Annotated in this window: 16 protein-coding genes; 14 read left to right on the forward strand and 2 right to left on the reverse strand. The window is 39.3% G+C overall.

What is annotated here, in order from left to right; genetic code table 11:
• Positions 1–26: 26 nt before the first annotated feature.
• Genes V179_RS0100285 through V179_RS0100295 form a run of 3 tightly spaced genes read left to right on the forward strand, consistent with a single transcriptional unit; the run spans position 27 to position 3,311 of the window.
• The gene (locus V179_RS0100285) at positions 27–1,229 is read left to right on the forward strand and encodes a galactokinase (RefSeq protein WP_028389741.1); all 1,203 of its coding nucleotides are present in this window, start codon (positions 27–29) and stop codon (positions 1,227–1,229) included.
• Complete coding sequence (gene galE / locus V179_RS0100290; RefSeq protein WP_028389742.1) at positions 1,217–2,209, forward strand: UDP-glucose 4-epimerase GalE; 993 nt, start codon at positions 1,217–1,219, stop codon at positions 2,207–2,209. The genes V179_RS0100285 and galE overlap by 13 nt, the downstream gene beginning before the upstream one ends.
• A gap of 10 nt (positions 2,210–2,219) precedes the next feature.
• Positions 2,220–3,311, forward strand: a complete 1,092-nt coding sequence (locus V179_RS0100295; protein WP_034300138.1) for a M24 family metallopeptidase — start codon at positions 2,220–2,222, stop codon at positions 3,309–3,311.
• Positions 3,312–3,714: 403 nt separating this feature from the next.
• Here V179_RS0100295 and V179_RS0100300 read toward each other — a convergent pair whose 3' ends face one another.
• Complete coding sequence (locus tag V179_RS0100300; protein ID WP_028389744.1) at positions 3,715–4,926, reverse strand: ROK family transcriptional regulator; 1,212 nt, start codon at positions 4,924–4,926, stop codon at positions 3,715–3,717.
• Between the two features lie 687 nt (positions 4,927–5,613).
• Between V179_RS0100300 and V179_RS0100305 the strand changes: the two genes are divergently transcribed.
• The 8 genes from V179_RS0100305 to V179_RS0100340 all read left to right on the forward strand — a co-directional run bounded on the left by V179_RS0100305 (position 5,614) and on the right by V179_RS0100340 (position 12,556).
• The gene (locus tag V179_RS0100305; protein WP_034300141.1) at positions 5,614–5,886 is read left to right on the forward strand and encodes a phage holin; all 273 of its coding nucleotides are present in this window, start codon (positions 5,614–5,616) and stop codon (positions 5,884–5,886) included.
• Between the two features lie 326 nt (positions 5,887–6,212).
• Complete coding sequence (locus V179_RS0100310; protein ID WP_028389746.1) at positions 6,213–7,322, forward strand: ABC transporter substrate-binding protein; 1,110 nt, start codon at positions 6,213–6,215, stop codon at positions 7,320–7,322.
• On the forward strand, positions 7,312–8,136 hold the full coding sequence (locus V179_RS0100315; RefSeq protein ID WP_028389747.1) for an alkaline phosphatase family protein: 825 nt from the start codon (positions 7,312–7,314) through the stop codon (positions 8,134–8,136). The genes V179_RS0100310 and V179_RS0100315 overlap by 11 nt, the downstream gene beginning before the upstream one ends.
• Before the next feature lie 20 nt (positions 8,137–8,156).
• Positions 8,157–8,993 (forward strand): ABC transporter permease, encoded by an 837-nt coding sequence (locus tag V179_RS0100320; protein ID WP_028389748.1) that lies wholly within the window; start codon positions 8,157–8,159, stop codon positions 8,991–8,993.
• Positions 8,990–9,769 (forward strand): ABC transporter permease, encoded by a 780-nt coding sequence (locus tag V179_RS0100325; protein WP_028389749.1) that lies wholly within the window; start codon positions 8,990–8,992, stop codon positions 9,767–9,769. The genes V179_RS0100320 and V179_RS0100325 overlap by 4 nt, the downstream gene beginning before the upstream one ends.
• Positions 9,766–10,770, forward strand: a complete 1,005-nt coding sequence (locus tag V179_RS0100330) for an ABC transporter ATP-binding protein (RefSeq protein ID WP_028389750.1) — start codon at positions 9,766–9,768, stop codon at positions 10,768–10,770. Before V179_RS0100325 ends, V179_RS0100330 begins: the two co-directional genes overlap by 4 nt.
• Positions 10,767–11,555, forward strand: a complete 789-nt coding sequence (locus tag V179_RS0100335; RefSeq protein ID WP_028389751.1) for a DeoR/GlpR family DNA-binding transcription regulator — start codon at positions 10,767–10,769, stop codon at positions 11,553–11,555. The genes V179_RS0100330 and V179_RS0100335 overlap by 4 nt, the downstream gene beginning before the upstream one ends.
• Positions 11,549–12,556, forward strand: a complete 1,008-nt coding sequence (locus V179_RS0100340; protein ID WP_028389752.1) for a histidinol phosphate phosphatase domain-containing protein — start codon at positions 11,549–11,551, stop codon at positions 12,554–12,556. The genes V179_RS0100335 and V179_RS0100340 overlap by 7 nt, the downstream gene beginning before the upstream one ends.
• A 101-nt stretch (positions 12,557–12,657) precedes the next feature.
• On the opposite strand, the gene V179_RS0100345 is transcribed toward V179_RS0100340, so the two are convergent.
• Positions 12,658–13,602 carry an urea transporter gene (locus V179_RS0100345; RefSeq protein ID WP_028389753.1) on the reverse strand — a complete coding sequence of 315 codons (945 nt, stop codon included), beginning with the start codon at positions 13,600–13,602 and terminating at the stop codon, positions 12,658–12,660.
• A gap of 211 nt (positions 13,603–13,813) precedes the next feature.
• On the opposite strand from V179_RS0100345, the gene V179_RS0100350 reads away from it, so the two are divergent.
• From V179_RS0100350 to ureC, 3 genes are read left to right on the forward strand one after another with little or no spacing between them, the layout of a single operon-like run.
• Complete coding sequence (locus V179_RS0100350; RefSeq protein WP_028389754.1) at positions 13,814–14,116, forward strand: urease subunit gamma; 303 nt, start codon at positions 13,814–13,816, stop codon at positions 14,114–14,116.
• Positions 14,117–14,137: 21 nt separating this feature from the next.
• On the forward strand, positions 14,138–14,461 hold the full coding sequence (ureB, locus tag V179_RS0100355) for an urease subunit beta (RefSeq protein ID WP_028389755.1): 324 nt from the start codon (positions 14,138–14,140) through the stop codon (positions 14,459–14,461).
• On the forward strand, positions 14,458–16,170 hold the full coding sequence (ureC, locus tag V179_RS0100360) for an urease subunit alpha (protein ID WP_028389756.1): 1,713 nt from the start codon (positions 14,458–14,460) through the stop codon (positions 16,168–16,170). Before ureB ends, ureC begins: the two co-directional genes overlap by 4 nt.
• Positions 16,171–16,176: the final 6 nt, after the last annotated feature.

Genomic DNA, 16,176 nt, shown 5'->3' on the forward strand with positions numbered 1-16,176 from the left:
TGGAAAAAGGGGAAGGAAGAGCTTACATGGATATAAATCAATTAAAAAAGTTATACGATCAAGAATACGGAATAACAGATGAATGGCGCGTGTACTTTGCTCCAGGTAGGGTGAATTTAATTGGAGAGCATACGGATTATAATGGGGGGTATGTTTTTCCAGCCGCTTTAACTTTCGGAACTTGGGCTATCGTAAGTCCGCGCCAGGATGGAATATACAATTTTCGCTCTGCTAATTTCGAGTTAAAGGTGAGCTGTCATGTCTCAGAAATAGCGTATATAAAAGAGCATGACTGGGCCAATTATCCAAAGGGTGTTCTGAACGAGCTACTTGAAGTCGCGGGTCCAGAAAAAGCGCAATATTATACAGGGGCAAATATATTGTTTTACGGAAATATTCCAAATGGAGCTGGGCTATCTTCTTCTGCGTCAATCGAACTTGTGACAGCGCTTTCCTTGAGTGAAATTGCAGGAATGGAGATTCCAATGGTTGAGCTAGTTAAGTTAGGCCAACGTGCCGAAAATCGCTTTGTTGGTGTTAACTGTGGCATTATGGATCAGTTTGCTGTAGGAATGGGCAAAAGTGAGCACGCGATTAAGTTGAAATGCGATACGCTTGAATACGAATATGTTCCAGTGAGAATTGATGGCTACAAGCTAGTGATTATTAATACAAATAAGCGAAGAGGTCTAGCTGATTCCAAATATAATGAGCGCAGGAGTGAATGTGAGGAAGGATTAAGAATCATCCAACAACAATTACCCGATGTTCAGTCATTAGGAGATATTAGCGTTGCTGATTGGAAAAGGGTTCAACATATGGTTAAAGACGAAATCATTCGTCGAAGAGTGGAACATGTAGTGACAGAAAATGAACGGGTTATTTCTGCAATGGAAGCATTAGAGAAACACGATCTTGTCATGTTTGGAAATTTAATGAAGCAATCTCACGAATCTTTACGTGATTTATATGAAGTGACAGGAATTGAGTTAGATACTCTATTTGAAGAAGCAGCGAAAGCTGAAGGCTGTATTGGTACAAGGATGACAGGAGCAGGTTTTGGAGGCTGTAATGTTAGTCTTGTGAAGAATGAGGATGTTCCATCATTTACAGAGACAGTAGCAAGGAATTATACAGCTAAGACAGGTATCGAGCCGACTTTCTATATATGTGAAATTGGTGATGGTACAAAAGAAATAGTTAAGGAGGATAAGGGATGGCGATTTTAGTAACAGGTGGAGCGGGTTATATAGGTAGCCACACGGTATTAGAGCTATTAAATCAAGGTGAAGAAGTCATTGTCATAGACAACTTAAGAACTGGCCATAGAGGATCTGTAGTGGGAGGGCAATTTTATCAAGGCGATCTTCGTGACCGCACCTTTTTAAACCATGTTTTTGAACAGCATGAAATTGAAGCAGTTATTCACTTTGCAGCAAATTCGTTAGTTGGAGAGAGTGTGTTACATCCGTTAGATTACTATGAAAATAACTTAATAGCATCACATACACTTGTATCTACTATGCTTCGACATGGCGTTAAGAAAATCGTATTCTCATCAACTGCCGCCACTTATGGAGAGCCGAAACAGATTCCAATCAAGGAAACAGATACGACCGATCCAACAAGTCCATATGGTGAAACGAAACTGGCAATGGAAAAAATGTTTAGATGGTGTGATAACGCTTACGGATTAAAGTCTATTTCGCTACGCTATTTTAATGCGGCAGGTGCTCATCCAGATGGAAGTATAGGGGAAGATCATCAGCCGGAAAGTCATTTAATCCCAATTGTTTTGCAAGTTGCTTTAGGAGTGCGGGAGTCAATCGGAATTTTTGGAACTGACTACTCTACTGAAGATGGGACTTGTATTCGGGATTATATCCATGTGATGGATCTCGCTAATGCACACTGGCTTTCCCTTCAGCATTTACGCAAAAATGAGACAAGTGACGTGTTCAATCTTGGAAATGGAATGGGTTTTTCGGTGAAAGAAGTCATCGAGACAGCACGGAAGGTAACTGGACATCCAATCCCAGAGTCGGTAAGCCCGAGGCGTCAAGGTGATCCAGCTATTTTGATTGCATCTTCTGAAAAGGCACAGTCTGTTTTAGGGTGGAAGCCGAGGTTTAACGATTTGGAAACAATTATAGATACCGCTTGGAACTGGCATCAAGCTTATCCAAACGGTTACGAGGATAAAAGATAGGGGGATCATTATGGAGACTATCGTTGGAACACCGCTAGAGAAAGTGAAACAGTTTATTGCAGATAAACAGATTGACGGTGTGTTTTTCCGAAAACGGAGCAATTTTGCCTGGGTTACTGGTGGAAAGGATAATCATATAGTCAATACAATAGAAGAGGGTGTAGCTGATTTATTAATATTGGCCGATAAAAAATATTGCATTACTTCAAAAATGGAATCGGCACGCATTCATGACGAGGAGCTTTTAGGCCTGGGCTATGAATTTATGACTCTTGAATGGTATGAAGATCAGGATTCCATTGTACAAGGTCTAACAGACGGAAAAAAAATCGCAAGCGATGTACCCATCGGCAACTTTCTAGACTTCGGTCATGAACTCACTAGCCTTCGTTATACATTAACTTGTGAGGAAGTTGACCGGTACCGTTGGCTATCTAAGCAGGCAGCGAAGGCTGTTGAGTCGACATGTCGTGAAGTTCAACAAGGGTGGACAGAGTTTGAGATCCAGGCTCATCTGGCAGCAAAAGTTATTAAAGAGGGGATTAATCCTCAACTCATTCTTGTATCAACGGATGAAAGGGTATTTAAATACCGCCACCCTATTCCAACAGAGAAAAAATTAGCTAATTATGCAATGATTGTTCTTTGTGCGGAAAAATGGGGACTCGTCTCCAACGTTACTCGTTTCGTTCATTTTGGTGAACTGCCTGCAGAACTATATGAAAACAAGCAAAAGCTAGTTCAGATTGATGTGGCGATGAATGCAGCTACAAGACCTGGAGCTGCGATTAAGGATGTATTACAGACAGCGTTTGCTAAGTATGAGGAAGTAGGGTATGGCGAAGATTGGCGCTTCCTGCATCAAGGCGGACCAACGGGTTATGCGAGCCGGGAATTCCTTGCCACTCCAAATGCAGAAGGAACGGTTCTGGAAAATCAGGCATTTGCTTGGAATCCTGCCATCCGTGGCATTAAATCTGAGGATACGTTCCTTGTCGGTAGGGAAGGAAATGAGTACCTAACTTACACGGGGGAGTGGGTATATTTAACGGTGAATCACAATGGGAAAACGTATGTACGCCCGGATATCCTAGTACGCTAAATTTTACCAAACGAAAAAACGGCCATAGTTTTTTACAGGTTTACTTGTGAGGTGTAAAAACGGAAGAAACTTGTCAAACGTTGGTTCATTCGCGTGTTTATCATCACTAAATTCACGGACATATCATGGATGCGCTACTAAACATAATATATTAAAATTCACATTATAAATGAAATCACACTCACTCCAAAATTATTTTATCCGATTAGCATTCCAGTGTGAAAAAGTAGCACAAATGCTGATAATCCTTTATATTACAATAAAAAACACACTGTGAAATCCAGTGTGTTTTCCTTTGTGTTTGATTGTATGCACCTCTGAAGTGGACTCGTTAAGATTTTAACCGGTATTTCATATAGCGTAGACTAGTGATGGCTTTACTAAAAAAATAGAAAATGAGATGTCAGGTGTTGCCAGGTGTTGCAAACAATTGAGCAAGGATTAATGCAATTGCACCCATAACAGTGGCGTCTGCTCCAAACTTTGAGATGATGACCTCTGTCTGTTTCGCTGAATCGGTCAGTGCACGCTGTTCAATCGTCTTCTTTACGCTTTCAAGAATGAATTCCTTGGCATTTGAAACCCCTCCGCTAATTACAATCCGCTTTGGATTTACGGTATGGATTAAATTCGTGACGCCTACACCAAGATAACGTCCAGCTTTATTTAAAATATTCTTGCTTAACAGGTCTCCCGCTAATGCAGCCTGATAAATGACTTCACCATCGATTTCATTTTCCTTGTTACTAAGTATACTAGATTCTCCAAGTTTCAATTCTTTCTTAAGACTTTCAACAATTGCGGGACCGGAAGCGAATGTTTGCAAACACCCATAATTGCCGCATGTACATTTCGGGCCATTAAGATCAATAGCCATATGACCGATTTCTCCGCTAATATAGTGTTCGCCTCTGAACACTTGTCCGTTAATAATGATTCCAGCACCAATTCCTCTGCCGACATTAATACAGACAATGCTATCATCACCATGACCATTTCCAAACCAAAGTTCTCCAAGACTCATGGCCCTTGCATCGTTTTCAATCAGGACCACCATCTGAAATTCTTTTTCTAGGGCATCTTTAATCCCGATATTTTTTAATTTTAAGTTGGGGGCAAAAACGGAAACACCCTGATCAACATCCACAATACCGTGCATCCCAATTCCGATCCCAATGATTTTGTTCCGATCTATTTGTTCATTCTTTTGGATGGCATAGATGGAGGTAATCATTAAATCAAGCAGGCCATCATTTGTTATGGAGTCTGGAATAGGGTGAATCTGTTTTTTTCGGATTCTGCCATTTATGTCGGTCAGAATAATTTTGAGATGGTGGGAACCTATATCGAGGCCTATAACATGAAACATGTCACTGTTTAAAGTGAGTAATGTCGGTTTTCTGCCTCCACTTGAAACACCTAAAGACGTTTCAATGATCATTTCTGTTTCAAGTAACTCCTTCACAAGATTGCTAACGGTTGGAGGAGTGAGCTTTGTTGTTTTTGCAATATCGGCTCTCGAAATGCCCCCTTTTTTACGAATCGTATTCAATATGACGGATCTATTTAAAGACTTCATTAATTGGAAGCTTCCTGTTACAATATTGGGTTCCATTTCCTTGCTCCTTGTCTGGAATATATAGTTAATTAAATATAATTATAAACTATAATGATGTAAACGGCAAAACGGATCTATCGAAGCGGGGTATTAGCGGCGCTAGAACGGGACTATTGAAAAGGAAAAGAAATTGATAGAATTCTTCTTTATTACGTAAGATTTTAGTATTTCCTCAGATTAAGACTAAATAAAAGGAAACACAGAACAATAATTAGCATCATAGAAAAGAAATTATCAGTTTGGGAGCTTAGTACTCTACAAAAGTTTGAGCAAAGGCATTGTAAATCAAGAATATGATCCAAAATTTGGATTTTTGGGCGAGATTAGGGACATTACGATCCTTAAAGGAGATTTGAGCGCCAGAATAAGCAATTAGTTATTCGTTCAAACAGTGAGGGTCTTACTGCCAGTTAATGCGGGATAATCGTAGAATTCCCACTAACAAGTTCAGTATGATTACAGAGCGAGCTCTAAACAAGCATGAAATGTAGATGATTTATCCATCATTAGCCTTAGCCGAATAAGACAAGCTACATAAACTATTAAGAAGGGAGAAATTTCATCCCAAGAAATGGAACAATTACAATATGACGCAAGTTGTGTTTCTTTCAAAACCAACAGCTAAATCAATTTGTTTCTCATAAGTTAAGCTCCCCCATGTTTTGCATACTAGGAGGTGACAACATGATTAACTGGAAAGTACGTTTTAAAAATCCAATCTTTATTTTTACAGTATTTATACCTGGGGTCTTAATTCTTGTGCAAATGATTGCCGCATTTATTAACACGTATATTCATCCTATTGGTTTTTCTATTACTGAAGATGCGATGAATGGATTGTTGGGGATTGTCAACTTTATCGCTATTACTTTCTTTGGTGTTGGTAGTGTGATTGATCCAACTACGAAAGGAATAAAGGATAGTGAGAGGGCAAAACAATACGACCAGCCTCAGTAATATGTTGTAGCTGTTAAACAAGATTTTTGCCAAAAAACATAACTACATTAAACAAAATCGCTTTAATGTAGTGATAGGGTGCCAGTTTTAATGGATCCACATTTAATTGAAGTGAAGCGTATAAATGTTAGTGCGTGTCAAACTTATCATATCAATTACATGATAAGTTTGACACGTATTTTTTTAGGTATCTATGTTGGATGTAAATGTTCTGTAAAGTGAAATTTACACATTCTTAGTGTGGGAATGTTTTTTGCTTAATATTTGTTTTGTATATTCATAGTGTAATACAAAACAAAAACAAATATCTTCTGGAGGGAAAAACAATGTCATGGAATCGTACTTGGAAAAAAGGAATTATCGGAGTAGCAGCTATATCAATGTTAGCGGCGTGTTCAGCAAACGATGCATCTAAAGGATCAAGCACAGGAAAAGAAAGTAATTATAATGATTTGACATTGACTCAAATAGAAGAAAAAGCAAAAAAAGAGGGCGAAGTTAATTCAGTTGGGATGCCGGATACGTGGGCAAACTGGGGTGAAACTTGGAGCGATTTAGAAACAAAATATAAACTAAAACATTCAGATACAGATATGTCCAGTGCTGAGGAGTTAGCTAAATTTGCAGCAGAAAAAAAGGATGCAACAGCTGACATTGGTGATGTTGGAATTGCCTTTGGACCGATTGCAGAGGAACAAAACTTAACATTATCTTATAAAACGTCTTATTGGGATGACATTCCAAAATGGGCCAAAGATGATAATGGAGACTGGGTTGTTGGCTATACAGGTACGATGGCCTTTATTTCAGACAAGAATAATGTAAAAGATGCTCCAAAATCATGGGACGATTTAAAAAATGGCAATTACAAAGTTAGTATTGGTGATGCATTAACAGCAAACCAAGCACAATTTGCTATATTAGCAGCTGCGTATGCTTTCGGTGGAGACGAAAAGAATATTCAGCCGGGTATTGATTTCTTTGCAGAATTAGCGAAACAAGGTCGTTTATCGGCTGGGGATCCAAGTGTTGCTAACCTAGAAAAAGGTGAAATTGATGTTGCTTTACTTTGGGATTTTAATGCACTAGGGTATCGCCAACAAATTGATGCAAAGCGTTTCGACATAACGATTCCGGAAGAGGCATCTGTAACATCTGGCTATGCAACGGTTATTAACAAATATTCGAAGAACCCGCATGCTGCTATGTTAGCTCGTGAATACATTCTTTCGGATGCAGGGCAAGAAAATTTAGCAAAAGGGTATGCACGCCCAATTCGCGAAAATGTGAAGTTACCAGAAGAAGTTAAATCCCTGCTATTACCAGAAAATATGTATAAAAATGCACAGCCTGTTGGCGATCAAAAAGCTTGGGAAGATACAACGAAAAAGATTCCTCAAATGTGGCAAGAGCAGGTGTTAATCCATGTCAAATAATCGTTTAATTATGATCGTAGTAGACGCGCTTCGTTTTGATACGGCGTGTTCGCATATGGGATTTATGCAACATCTTGTTGAACAAGGAAAGGTCGCACGTTATGAAGTGAAGTCGGAAGTACCTTCACTATCTAGGCCGCTTTATGAAACCATTTTGACTGGAACACCTCCTTTAGTCCATGGAATCGTCGGTAATGGAGTCGTTCGATTATCGACGCAAGAAAGTCTGTTTCATTTAGCTAGACGCAGCGGGAAGACAACCGCTGCAGCAGCTTATTATTGGGTAAGTGAACTGTATAATCATGCGCCGTTTCGTCATGATATCGATCGAATTCAATTGGACAAAGATGCACCGATTGAAAATGGCCTGTTTTATTTTGAAGATCATTATCCAGATAGTCACTTATTCGCCGAAGCACAGTGGCTTGTTTCTGAAAAGAACCCAGATTTTCTATATATACACCCGATGAATGTAGATGATGATGGCCATAAATTTACAGCTGATTCTGTACAATATCGTAATCGTGTTTTAGCTACAGATACTCTATTGGCTCTTACCTTGCCAAAATGGATGGATCTCGGTTATGACATCATCGTAACCGCTGACCATGGGATGACAGTTGATGGGAATCACGGTGGGAATACAACAAATGATCGCCATGTTCCATTATTTATTGCTTCTAAAAAAGTAAAGCCGATTGTTCAAGATCAGATTGTTTCACAGCTGCAAATGGCTCCACTTGCTTGTCATTTACTTGGAATCGATCCATCAGAAGCGATGGTCCCTCTACTCATACCTGGCCTAGTCGACTAAGGAAGGGAGACATCATGAACATGTCTGGAAAAAAAGGCGTATTGCTCATATTAGTACCGTTCGCTTTGTTGATGACGTTCTTTTTTCTCGTACCGCTTATTCACATGTTAATGAGTAGTTTTTCAAATAGTGATGGGTTTACGTTCGAACATTATCAAGAAGCGTTATCTAGTTCTTATATTTTACAAGGGTTTAAAAACAGTTTAGCTTTGTCCGTCGTGTCAGCGTTCATCGCGTTAGTCGTTTCGTTGCTAGGCGTATACGCGATGACGAATTTTTCCGAACCAGTGCGGGAAAAGTTATTAATTTTATCTAATTTAACTTCTAATTTCTCAGGTGTACCGCTTGCGTTTGCATTTATCGTGTTGTTGGGAAACAGTGGTCTATTTACTTTAGCGCTTGATTCATTTGGCTGGGATTTATCTTTTTCTCTTTATAGCTGGTCAGGGCTATTACTCATCTATATTTACTTTCAACTCCCGCTTTCGATCATGCTTCTCTATCCAATTTATTATGGAATTCAGCAACAATGGAAAGATGCCGCTGCGTTATTAGGTGCTTCACCGTTGATGTTTTGGAGAAAAATCGGCCTGCCCATTATACTTCCAGGTATTGCAGGTACATTCACGATATTGTTCGCCAACGCGATGGGTGCGTATGCTTCTGCTTATGCATTAACAGGAAGTAATTTTAACTTAGCAGCCATTCGTATTGGGTCACTTATTTCAGGGGATATCTTTGCTCAACCAGAATTAGCGAGTGCCATCGCCGTCTTACTTGGGGTAATTATGATTATCGGGATGTTACTGAGTGAATGGCTTATCAAGAAAACGAGAAAGGATTTGTCGAAACGATGAAGAAATTTACAATCGTCATGCTAATCCTAATCGGTATCTATTTAGCTTTACCGATTTTTGCGACAGCGTTGTATGCATTTTCAACGGAATGGAATAAAACCATTTTACCAGAAGGATTAACGTTTGAATGGATTCGTACACTATTTCAAGATGCTCGCTTTATTGAAGCATTCGGCAGGTCTGTACTTCTTTCAGGTAGTGCTGTTTTCATCTCGATTTTGTTTATTGTGCCAGCCATTTTTGTAATTGTTCTATACTTTCCAGCATTGGAAAAGTGGTTTCAGGCAAGTGTTGTGATGGTATATGCCTTCCCAGGGATTATCTTATCAGTCGGAATCATTCGGTTTTATTCGGGGACGAGTCTACCAATGATCCTCGCTGTGACAGGAGTGTATGTCATTAGTGTACTTCCGTTTATGTACCAAGGAACACGAAATAGCTTACGTAATGTGCAAGGGCGGCAATTGATGGATGCGGCGGAGCTATTAGGCGCCTCAAAAATGGATGCTTTCCGTAAAGTGTTACTTCCATCGGTTTATCCAGGATTATTTGTCGCATCACTTTTATCCTTTTCTGTTTTATTTGGTGAATTTGTTTTGATTAACCTTGTTGTTGGTTCTCGATTTGAAACAGTTCAAATTTATTTAATGGAAAAATTAAGTACAAGTGGTCATATTGCGAGTGCGATTGTGTTCGTATACATCGTATTGATGGGCATTCTGACGCTAGTGATGGCGACATTAACGAAAAAGGCGAAGGGAATGAGACACGCATGAGTAAAGTTGTATTAAAAGACGTTCATAAACAATATAAAGATGCACATGTTCTTTCTGGGATTGACATGAACATTGAAGACGGGGAATTTGTCACGTTACTTGGCCCGAGTGGCTGCGGAAAAAGTACGATCCTACGTATTTTATCCGGACTGACAGAGGCAACGGGCGGCAATGTGATGATTGATGGGAAAGACATGAAGAAAGTCCCTCCGAAAAATCGGCAAGTAGGTATGGTGTTTCAATCCTACGCCTTATTTCCGAATATGACCGTGTATGAAAATGTAGCGTTCGGCTTAAAAATGCGTAAACAACCAGTAAATGAAATTGCAGAACATGTAGAGAAAATGATCAATCTCGTTGGTTTAAAAGAGAAGAAAGAGGCATTTCCACATGAGCTTTCAGGTGGTCAGCAACAGCGGGTTGCACTTGCTCGTTCACTAGTTGTTCGTCCGAAAGTACTGTTGCTCGATGAACCATTAAGTGCGCTGGATGCCCAAATTCGGAAACACCTACAAGTTGAACTTCGAACAATACAACGTGAGCTGAAAATGACCATGATTCTTGTGACACACGACCAAGAAGAAGCGATGACCGTTTCTGATCGTATTTTCGTCATGAATCAAGGGAAAATTGCACAAGAAGGAACACCTTTTGAAATTTATACACAACCTAAAACTGAATTCGTTGCCAATTTTATTGGGCGATATAATGTTTTTACAAAAGAACAGATAGAGAATTTACTTGGAGGAAAGATGACGATCTTAGCAGCGAAGTATGCAATTCGTCCTGAATCGATTCAATTTCGGCCTCAAACATCCTCTTATCCAATACGTGCAATTGCTGGCGATTCTATAATGAATGGAAATGTAATTCGTACAACTTTTCATGCCGACAATAAGCAATTTACGATGGAACAATTGCATCATCAATCCTCTGCATTTGAAAAAGGCACGGAATATCAATTATTCGTAGAACCAAAGGATGTTATTGCTTTATCATGAATGAATTAAAGGAAGAACGTCAGCGTTTAATTATTCAATGGGTAAATGAGGAGAAACGTGTATCTGTCGCAAAACTGGCGACAATGTTTTCGGTCACACCAGAAACGATTCGCCGCGACCTGACCGAGTTAGAAGAACAGGGACAATTAACGAGAGTACATGGTGGAGCTGTTTTATATACAAAACTAGAGGAAGAACAGGTTTTTTTACGAAAACTTGATATGAATCGAGCAGAAAAAGAACAAATTGCTTTAATGGCGACATCGCGTATTAAGGATGGCGATTCAATCGCCATTGATGTTGGAACGACGACCGTTCATATAGCTGATTTTATTCAAAACGTACAAAACTTAACAGTGGTGACGAATTCGATTGCAGCTGCCGATCGTTTTAATCAAGCGATTGAAGAGAAACGAATGACAGGAAAGGTCATTATGTTAGGTGGCTTAACGAACCCTGCACAATCTTCTGTCTCGGGTGCTATGACACTTGAGTGGCTAAGTCATATGCATGTGGACCAAGCCTTTATTTCTTGTGGGGGAATCGTGGCGGATACAATCTATGATTATGATTTAGATGAGTCGCTCGTTTCCGCGAAAATGATGGCAATCAGCAAGAAGAATATTTTGCTTGCGGATGCATCGAAAATAGGCGTCCCGTCTTTCTTTTCATTCGGACAAGCTAGCCAATTTGATGAGGTAATAAGTGATCAACCTTGTCCGAAAGATTGGCAAGAATGGTATAAACATTGGACTATAACAAAGAGGAGTCGAGTAGAATGTTAATCGATTATCACGTACATCTAGAAGAAGGACCTTATTCATTTGCTTGGCTCGAACGTACGTCGAAAGCAATGGAGCATTTCCGAGATAATGAAGTATTGGAGCATGGTTCCAGAGATAAGATTGAAAAACAAATTAGTCAGCTTCAAAAGCGACTAAATGCCGGATGCTATAGTGAAGAGTGGTTGGATTTATATTTGAAAAAGGCCAAGCAAATCGGTTTGAAAGAAGTCGGGATTGTCGATCATCTATATCGTTTTAAAGAAACAAAAAATTATTTTGAAAAAGCGTTGAATTTGGATCCAAACGATTCAATTGGGGAATTGCAAGCGTATTGGTTAAGAAATGTCATGACGGAAAAGATGGATGATTTCACTTCCGCAATTTCAGCCGCAAAAAAACGCTGGGAAAAAGAAGGAGTCTCATTAAAGCTAGGGATTGAAGCGGATTATTTTGTCGGACAAGAGCAGGAACTTGCAGCACTTTTAACCGGAAAACCATGGGATTATGTGATCGGTTCTGTTCATTTTGTGGATGGATGGGGATTCGATAATCCACAAACAGCAACTCGCTTTGAAAAAATGGACCTAGAAGTCCTATATACACGTTTTTATGAAACGGTTGAAAAGATGATTCGTTCCAACATGTTTGATTTTGTTGCCCATTTAGATAACTTAAAAGTATTTAATTTTAAAGTGGAAAATGAATCCTTTAATCATAAATGGTATGAACGAATTGCTAAAGCATTACAAGAAACGAATACCGCTACTGAAGTGAATGCCGGTTTATACTATCGCTATCCAGTTCAAGAAATGTGCCCATCTGTTGATTTTTTAACAACGATTGTTGCAAAAGATGTACCCATAACCCTTTCTTCCGATTCTCATTATCCAGATGATCTTGGCAAATATGTAGCAGAGAACAAGAAGTTATTGCAAAGATTAGGTGTTTCACAAGTAGCAACCTTTAACCAAAGAGAAAGAATTTTAGTACAGATCCAGTAAGATGGGTCTGTTTTTTTGAAGAGTGTTCCCATTCCTATATCTGGTCGTTACGTATACGTAGTGTCTCCCCGGTTCATACGTTTATGTTGAGTACTAATTTGTCAAATTTTAGGCAGGACTTTCTTCGCTCCTAGTAAAAGCCAGGTACTGAGAACGAATGGCATTGTTAGCGCTGGTAGACCGTAGGGTAAAAGCAAAGTGCTTAAGCCAGCCATGATGGGCACGGTTAAACAAGCTGCAATGATCCCTGTGATAAATGAAAATTTTGTCCTTTCTGTATTGAAAACAATTGAAACTGCTAAAATGGCTAAGATTGCATTGTATCCATAAAGTCCCATGAAAATTAGTCCGTGTTCTCCTTCTAATTGATAGGAGACCAGTAAGGCAGTAATATTTCCGATAATGGCATAAAGACCAAATTTCCAACCAGCAAAAAAAATAGCGATAAAGAGGAGTACCCCAGATAAAGTATTATCAAGGAAAAAAATTTGTCCAATTCCTTTAAAGCTTCCTTCTATCCAATTACCTTTTCCGGCTATGTTTAACGTCCAATTGGCTAATGATTGAGGCTCCAAATCTGCACTTAAATGGAAAGTTTCTAATCGATATGAAGCGAGCAATATAAACCACGTCAAGACAAAATATGGGAAAGTAAGAATGGGGATTTCTGTTTTTCGCATAATGTGCATCAAGGCAGCTGTAAAAAGTGCAGCAATAGCAGATGCGATTAATGCAATGATCCACTGATAAGGTCCATTTAAATATTCGGTGAGTGCAATTCCTGTCAATACGGAATTATATCCGAATAAACCTTGATTCACAATTTTTTTATCTGCCCCTCCTATTGTTCCGATAAGTGTACCAATTATAGCTGATACAAGGGTTATCATTCCTAAGAAATAATCCGAAATCGTAATCGCAAGTAAAATTAAAACTCCAGTCAATGGATTTTCAATCAATATAACTTGAGAGATGCCATTTAAAGTGGCTATGATGAAAGAAAAAAATGAATGCTCATATGATAAATTGCTTTTTCTTTTTTCCATGTAAATCCCCCCTCAATTTTCACTCATATTTTAATGAATCCTCATAAATAAAATAAAAACTCAATTGTAAAAGGAAATAGTTGTTTAAATACAAATGAATTGGAAATGCTAAATATGTCTGTTTTTTTATTCAAACAAATATCTACATCTTAGTATTTTCATCTTTAGAAAAGATTCTGTTGGTAATTACATGAAAATGAGGAGGAGTACGATGCAGCTTTTACCGCGTGAAATCGATAAACTGATGATCGTTGTGGCAGGAGATCTAGCTAAGAAGCGAAAAGATAGAGGACTGAAATTAAATCATCCAGAATCGATAGCACTTATTACATATGAAGTATTAGAAGGTGCAAGGGATGGCAAAACGGTAGCTCAGTTAATGGAATATGGAGCTACTATTTTGACTCGCGAGGATGTGATGGATGGTATTCCGGAGATGATTGACGATATTCAAGTAGAAGCAACTTTTCCAGATGGAACGAAATTGGTAACGGTTCATAGCCCAATCAGGTAAGGGATGACAGGAGGAATCTTAATGATACCAGGACAATATTTTTTAAAAGATGAAGATATTATTTGTAATGAAGGACGTGACATATTTAAGGTTACTGTCACTAATACGGGGGATCGTCCTATTCAAGTTGGATCCCATTTTCATTTTTTTGAAGTAAATGAAGCTTTACAGTTTAATCGAGATGATGCGTACGGGAAACGATTGAACGTCCCAGCAGGTGCAGCAGTACGTTTTGAACCCGGCGATGAAAAAGAAGTAGAATTAGTTTGCTTTGCTGGAGAACAACGTGTGTATGGATTTAACAATAAGGTAGATGGGTCTATTCAAGGAGGATTTAACTCATGAGTTTTAAAATGTCAAGACAACAATACTCGCAAATGTATGGTCCAACGACAGGGGATGCCATACGCTTAGCGGATACAGATTTATTTATCCAAATTGAAAAAGACCATACAACATATGGGGAAGAAGTCGTGTTTGGTGGCGGAAAAGTGATTCGTGATGGAATGGGGCAACATCCGCTTGTGACCCGGGGGGATGGGGTGCCGGATGTCGTCATTACCAATGCGGTGATTTTGGATTACACAGGTATTATTAAAGCAGATATTGCAATCCGTGACGGAAAAATTGCCGCAATCGGGAAAGCGGGGAATCCTTTAGTACAAGATAATGTGGATATTGTCATTGGTGCATCGACAGAAATCATTGCTGGAGAAGGATTGATTGTGACGGCTGGTGCCATCGATACCCATGTGCATTTTATTAATCCGGAACAAGTTAGAACGGCATTAACTAGCGGTACAACAACTTTAATTGGTGGAGGAACAGGCCCAGCTGCTGGATCTAAAGCGACCACAGTTACGCCAGGAGAATGGAATATCCATAGAATGCTCCAGGCATCAGAAGGCTTACCAATCAACGTAGGCTTCTCAGGAAAAGGACAAGCAGCAGCTGAAGAGCCGCTTGCTGAACAAATACGAGCAGGTGCCATTGCATTGAAAGTTCATGAAGATTGGGGAGCTACAGCTTCTGCACTTGATTATGCATTACGTGTAGCTGATAAATATGATATTCAAATTGCCGTTCATGCGGATACATTAAATGAAGGCGGCTTTATGGAAAATACGATGGCTGCTATCAGAAACCGAGTCATCCATATGTATCATACTGAAGGTGCAGGTGGAGGGCATGCTCCAGATTTAATAAAAGCAGCAAGCTATATGAATGTACTGCCAGCCTCAACAAATCCAACATTGCCATATACCGTTAATACGGTTGATGAGCATTTAGATATGCTAATGGTGTGTCACCATTTAAATCCGAAGATTCCAGAAGATCTTGCTTTTGCTGATTCACGAATTAGAAAAGAAACCATTGCAGCTGAGGATGTTTTCCAAGACATGGGGATATTTAGTATCACTAGTTCGGATGCTCAAGCGATGGGAAGAGTTGGTGAAGTAGTTCTACGAACATGGCAAGTAGCGGACAAAATGAAAAAAGATCGGGGCTTGTTGCAAGGTGATACCCAGCATGCTGATAACAATCGTGCGAAGCGGTATGTTGCTAAATATACGATTAATCCAGCGATTGCACATGGGATTTCTGAATATGTAGGGTCTGTTGAAGTAGGAAAAATTGCCGATCTTGTACTTTGGTCACCGGCATTTTTCGGAGTAAAGCCTGAAATGGTTTTGAAAAATGGCTTTGCAGTCGAGAGTTTAATGGGAGATGCCAATGCCTCCATTCCTACTCCGCAACCGATGATTTATCGTCCGATGTACGCGCAGGTAGGGAAAGCATTGTCCAAAAGTTCAATTACGTTTATATCCCAAGCTGCTTTTGACGAGAAAGTGCATGAAAAATTAGGATTAGAAAAATTGATTTTACCCGTTCGCGGCATTCGAAAGTTAACGAAAAAGGATATGAAGCTTAATTCCGAAACGCCTGAAATAACAGTTGATCCACAAACGTATGAGGTAAGGGTAAACGGAGAATTAATTACGGGTACCCCATCTGAAAAATTGCCGATGGCACAACGATATTTCTTATTTTGAGGTGAA

This window comes from Bacillus cihuensis (assembly GCF_000504145.1).
In the GTDB taxonomy this organism is placed as follows: Bacteria; Bacillota; Bacilli; order Bacillales; family DSM-1321; genus Peribacillus; species Peribacillus huizhouensis.

Coding starts and splice junctions, on each gene's coding strand:
- V179_RS0100285 (WP_028389741.1), top strand. CDS start 27: ATGGATATAAATCAATTAAAAAAGTTATACGATCAAGAATACGGAATA.
- galE (WP_028389742.1), top strand. CDS start 1,217: ATGGCGATTTTAGTAACAGGTGGAGCGGGTTATATAGGTAGCCACACG.
- V179_RS0100295 (WP_034300138.1), top strand. CDS start 2,220: ATGGAGACTATCGTTGGAACACCGCTAGAGAAAGTGAAACAGTTTATT.
- V179_RS0100300 (WP_028389744.1), bottom strand. CDS start 4,926: ATGGAACCCAATATTGTAACAGGAAGCTTCCAATTAATGAAGTCTTTA.
- V179_RS0100305 (WP_034300141.1), top strand. CDS start 5,614: ATGATTAACTGGAAAGTACGTTTTAAAAATCCAATCTTTATTTTTACA.
- V179_RS0100310 (WP_028389746.1), top strand. CDS start 6,213: ATGTCATGGAATCGTACTTGGAAAAAAGGAATTATCGGAGTAGCAGCT.
- V179_RS0100315 (WP_028389747.1), top strand. CDS start 7,312: ATGTCAAATAATCGTTTAATTATGATCGTAGTAGACGCGCTTCGTTTT.
- V179_RS0100320 (WP_028389748.1), top strand. CDS start 8,157: ATGTCTGGAAAAAAAGGCGTATTGCTCATATTAGTACCGTTCGCTTTG.
- V179_RS0100325 (WP_028389749.1), top strand. CDS start 8,990: ATGAAGAAATTTACAATCGTCATGCTAATCCTAATCGGTATCTATTTA.
- V179_RS0100330 (WP_028389750.1), top strand. CDS start 9,766: ATGAGTAAAGTTGTATTAAAAGACGTTCATAAACAATATAAAGATGCA.
- V179_RS0100335 (WP_028389751.1), top strand. CDS start 10,767: ATGAATGAATTAAAGGAAGAACGTCAGCGTTTAATTATTCAATGGGTA.
- V179_RS0100340 (WP_028389752.1), top strand. CDS start 11,549: ATGTTAATCGATTATCACGTACATCTAGAAGAAGGACCTTATTCATTT.
- V179_RS0100345 (WP_028389753.1), bottom strand. CDS start 13,602: ATGGAAAAAAGAAAAAGCAATTTATCATATGAGCATTCATTTTTTTCT.
- V179_RS0100350 (WP_028389754.1), top strand. CDS start 13,814: ATGCAGCTTTTACCGCGTGAAATCGATAAACTGATGATCGTTGTGGCA.
- ureB (WP_028389755.1), top strand. CDS start 14,138: ATGATACCAGGACAATATTTTTTAAAAGATGAAGATATTATTTGTAAT.
- ureC (WP_028389756.1), top strand. CDS start 14,458: ATGAGTTTTAAAATGTCAAGACAACAATACTCGCAAATGTATGGTCCA.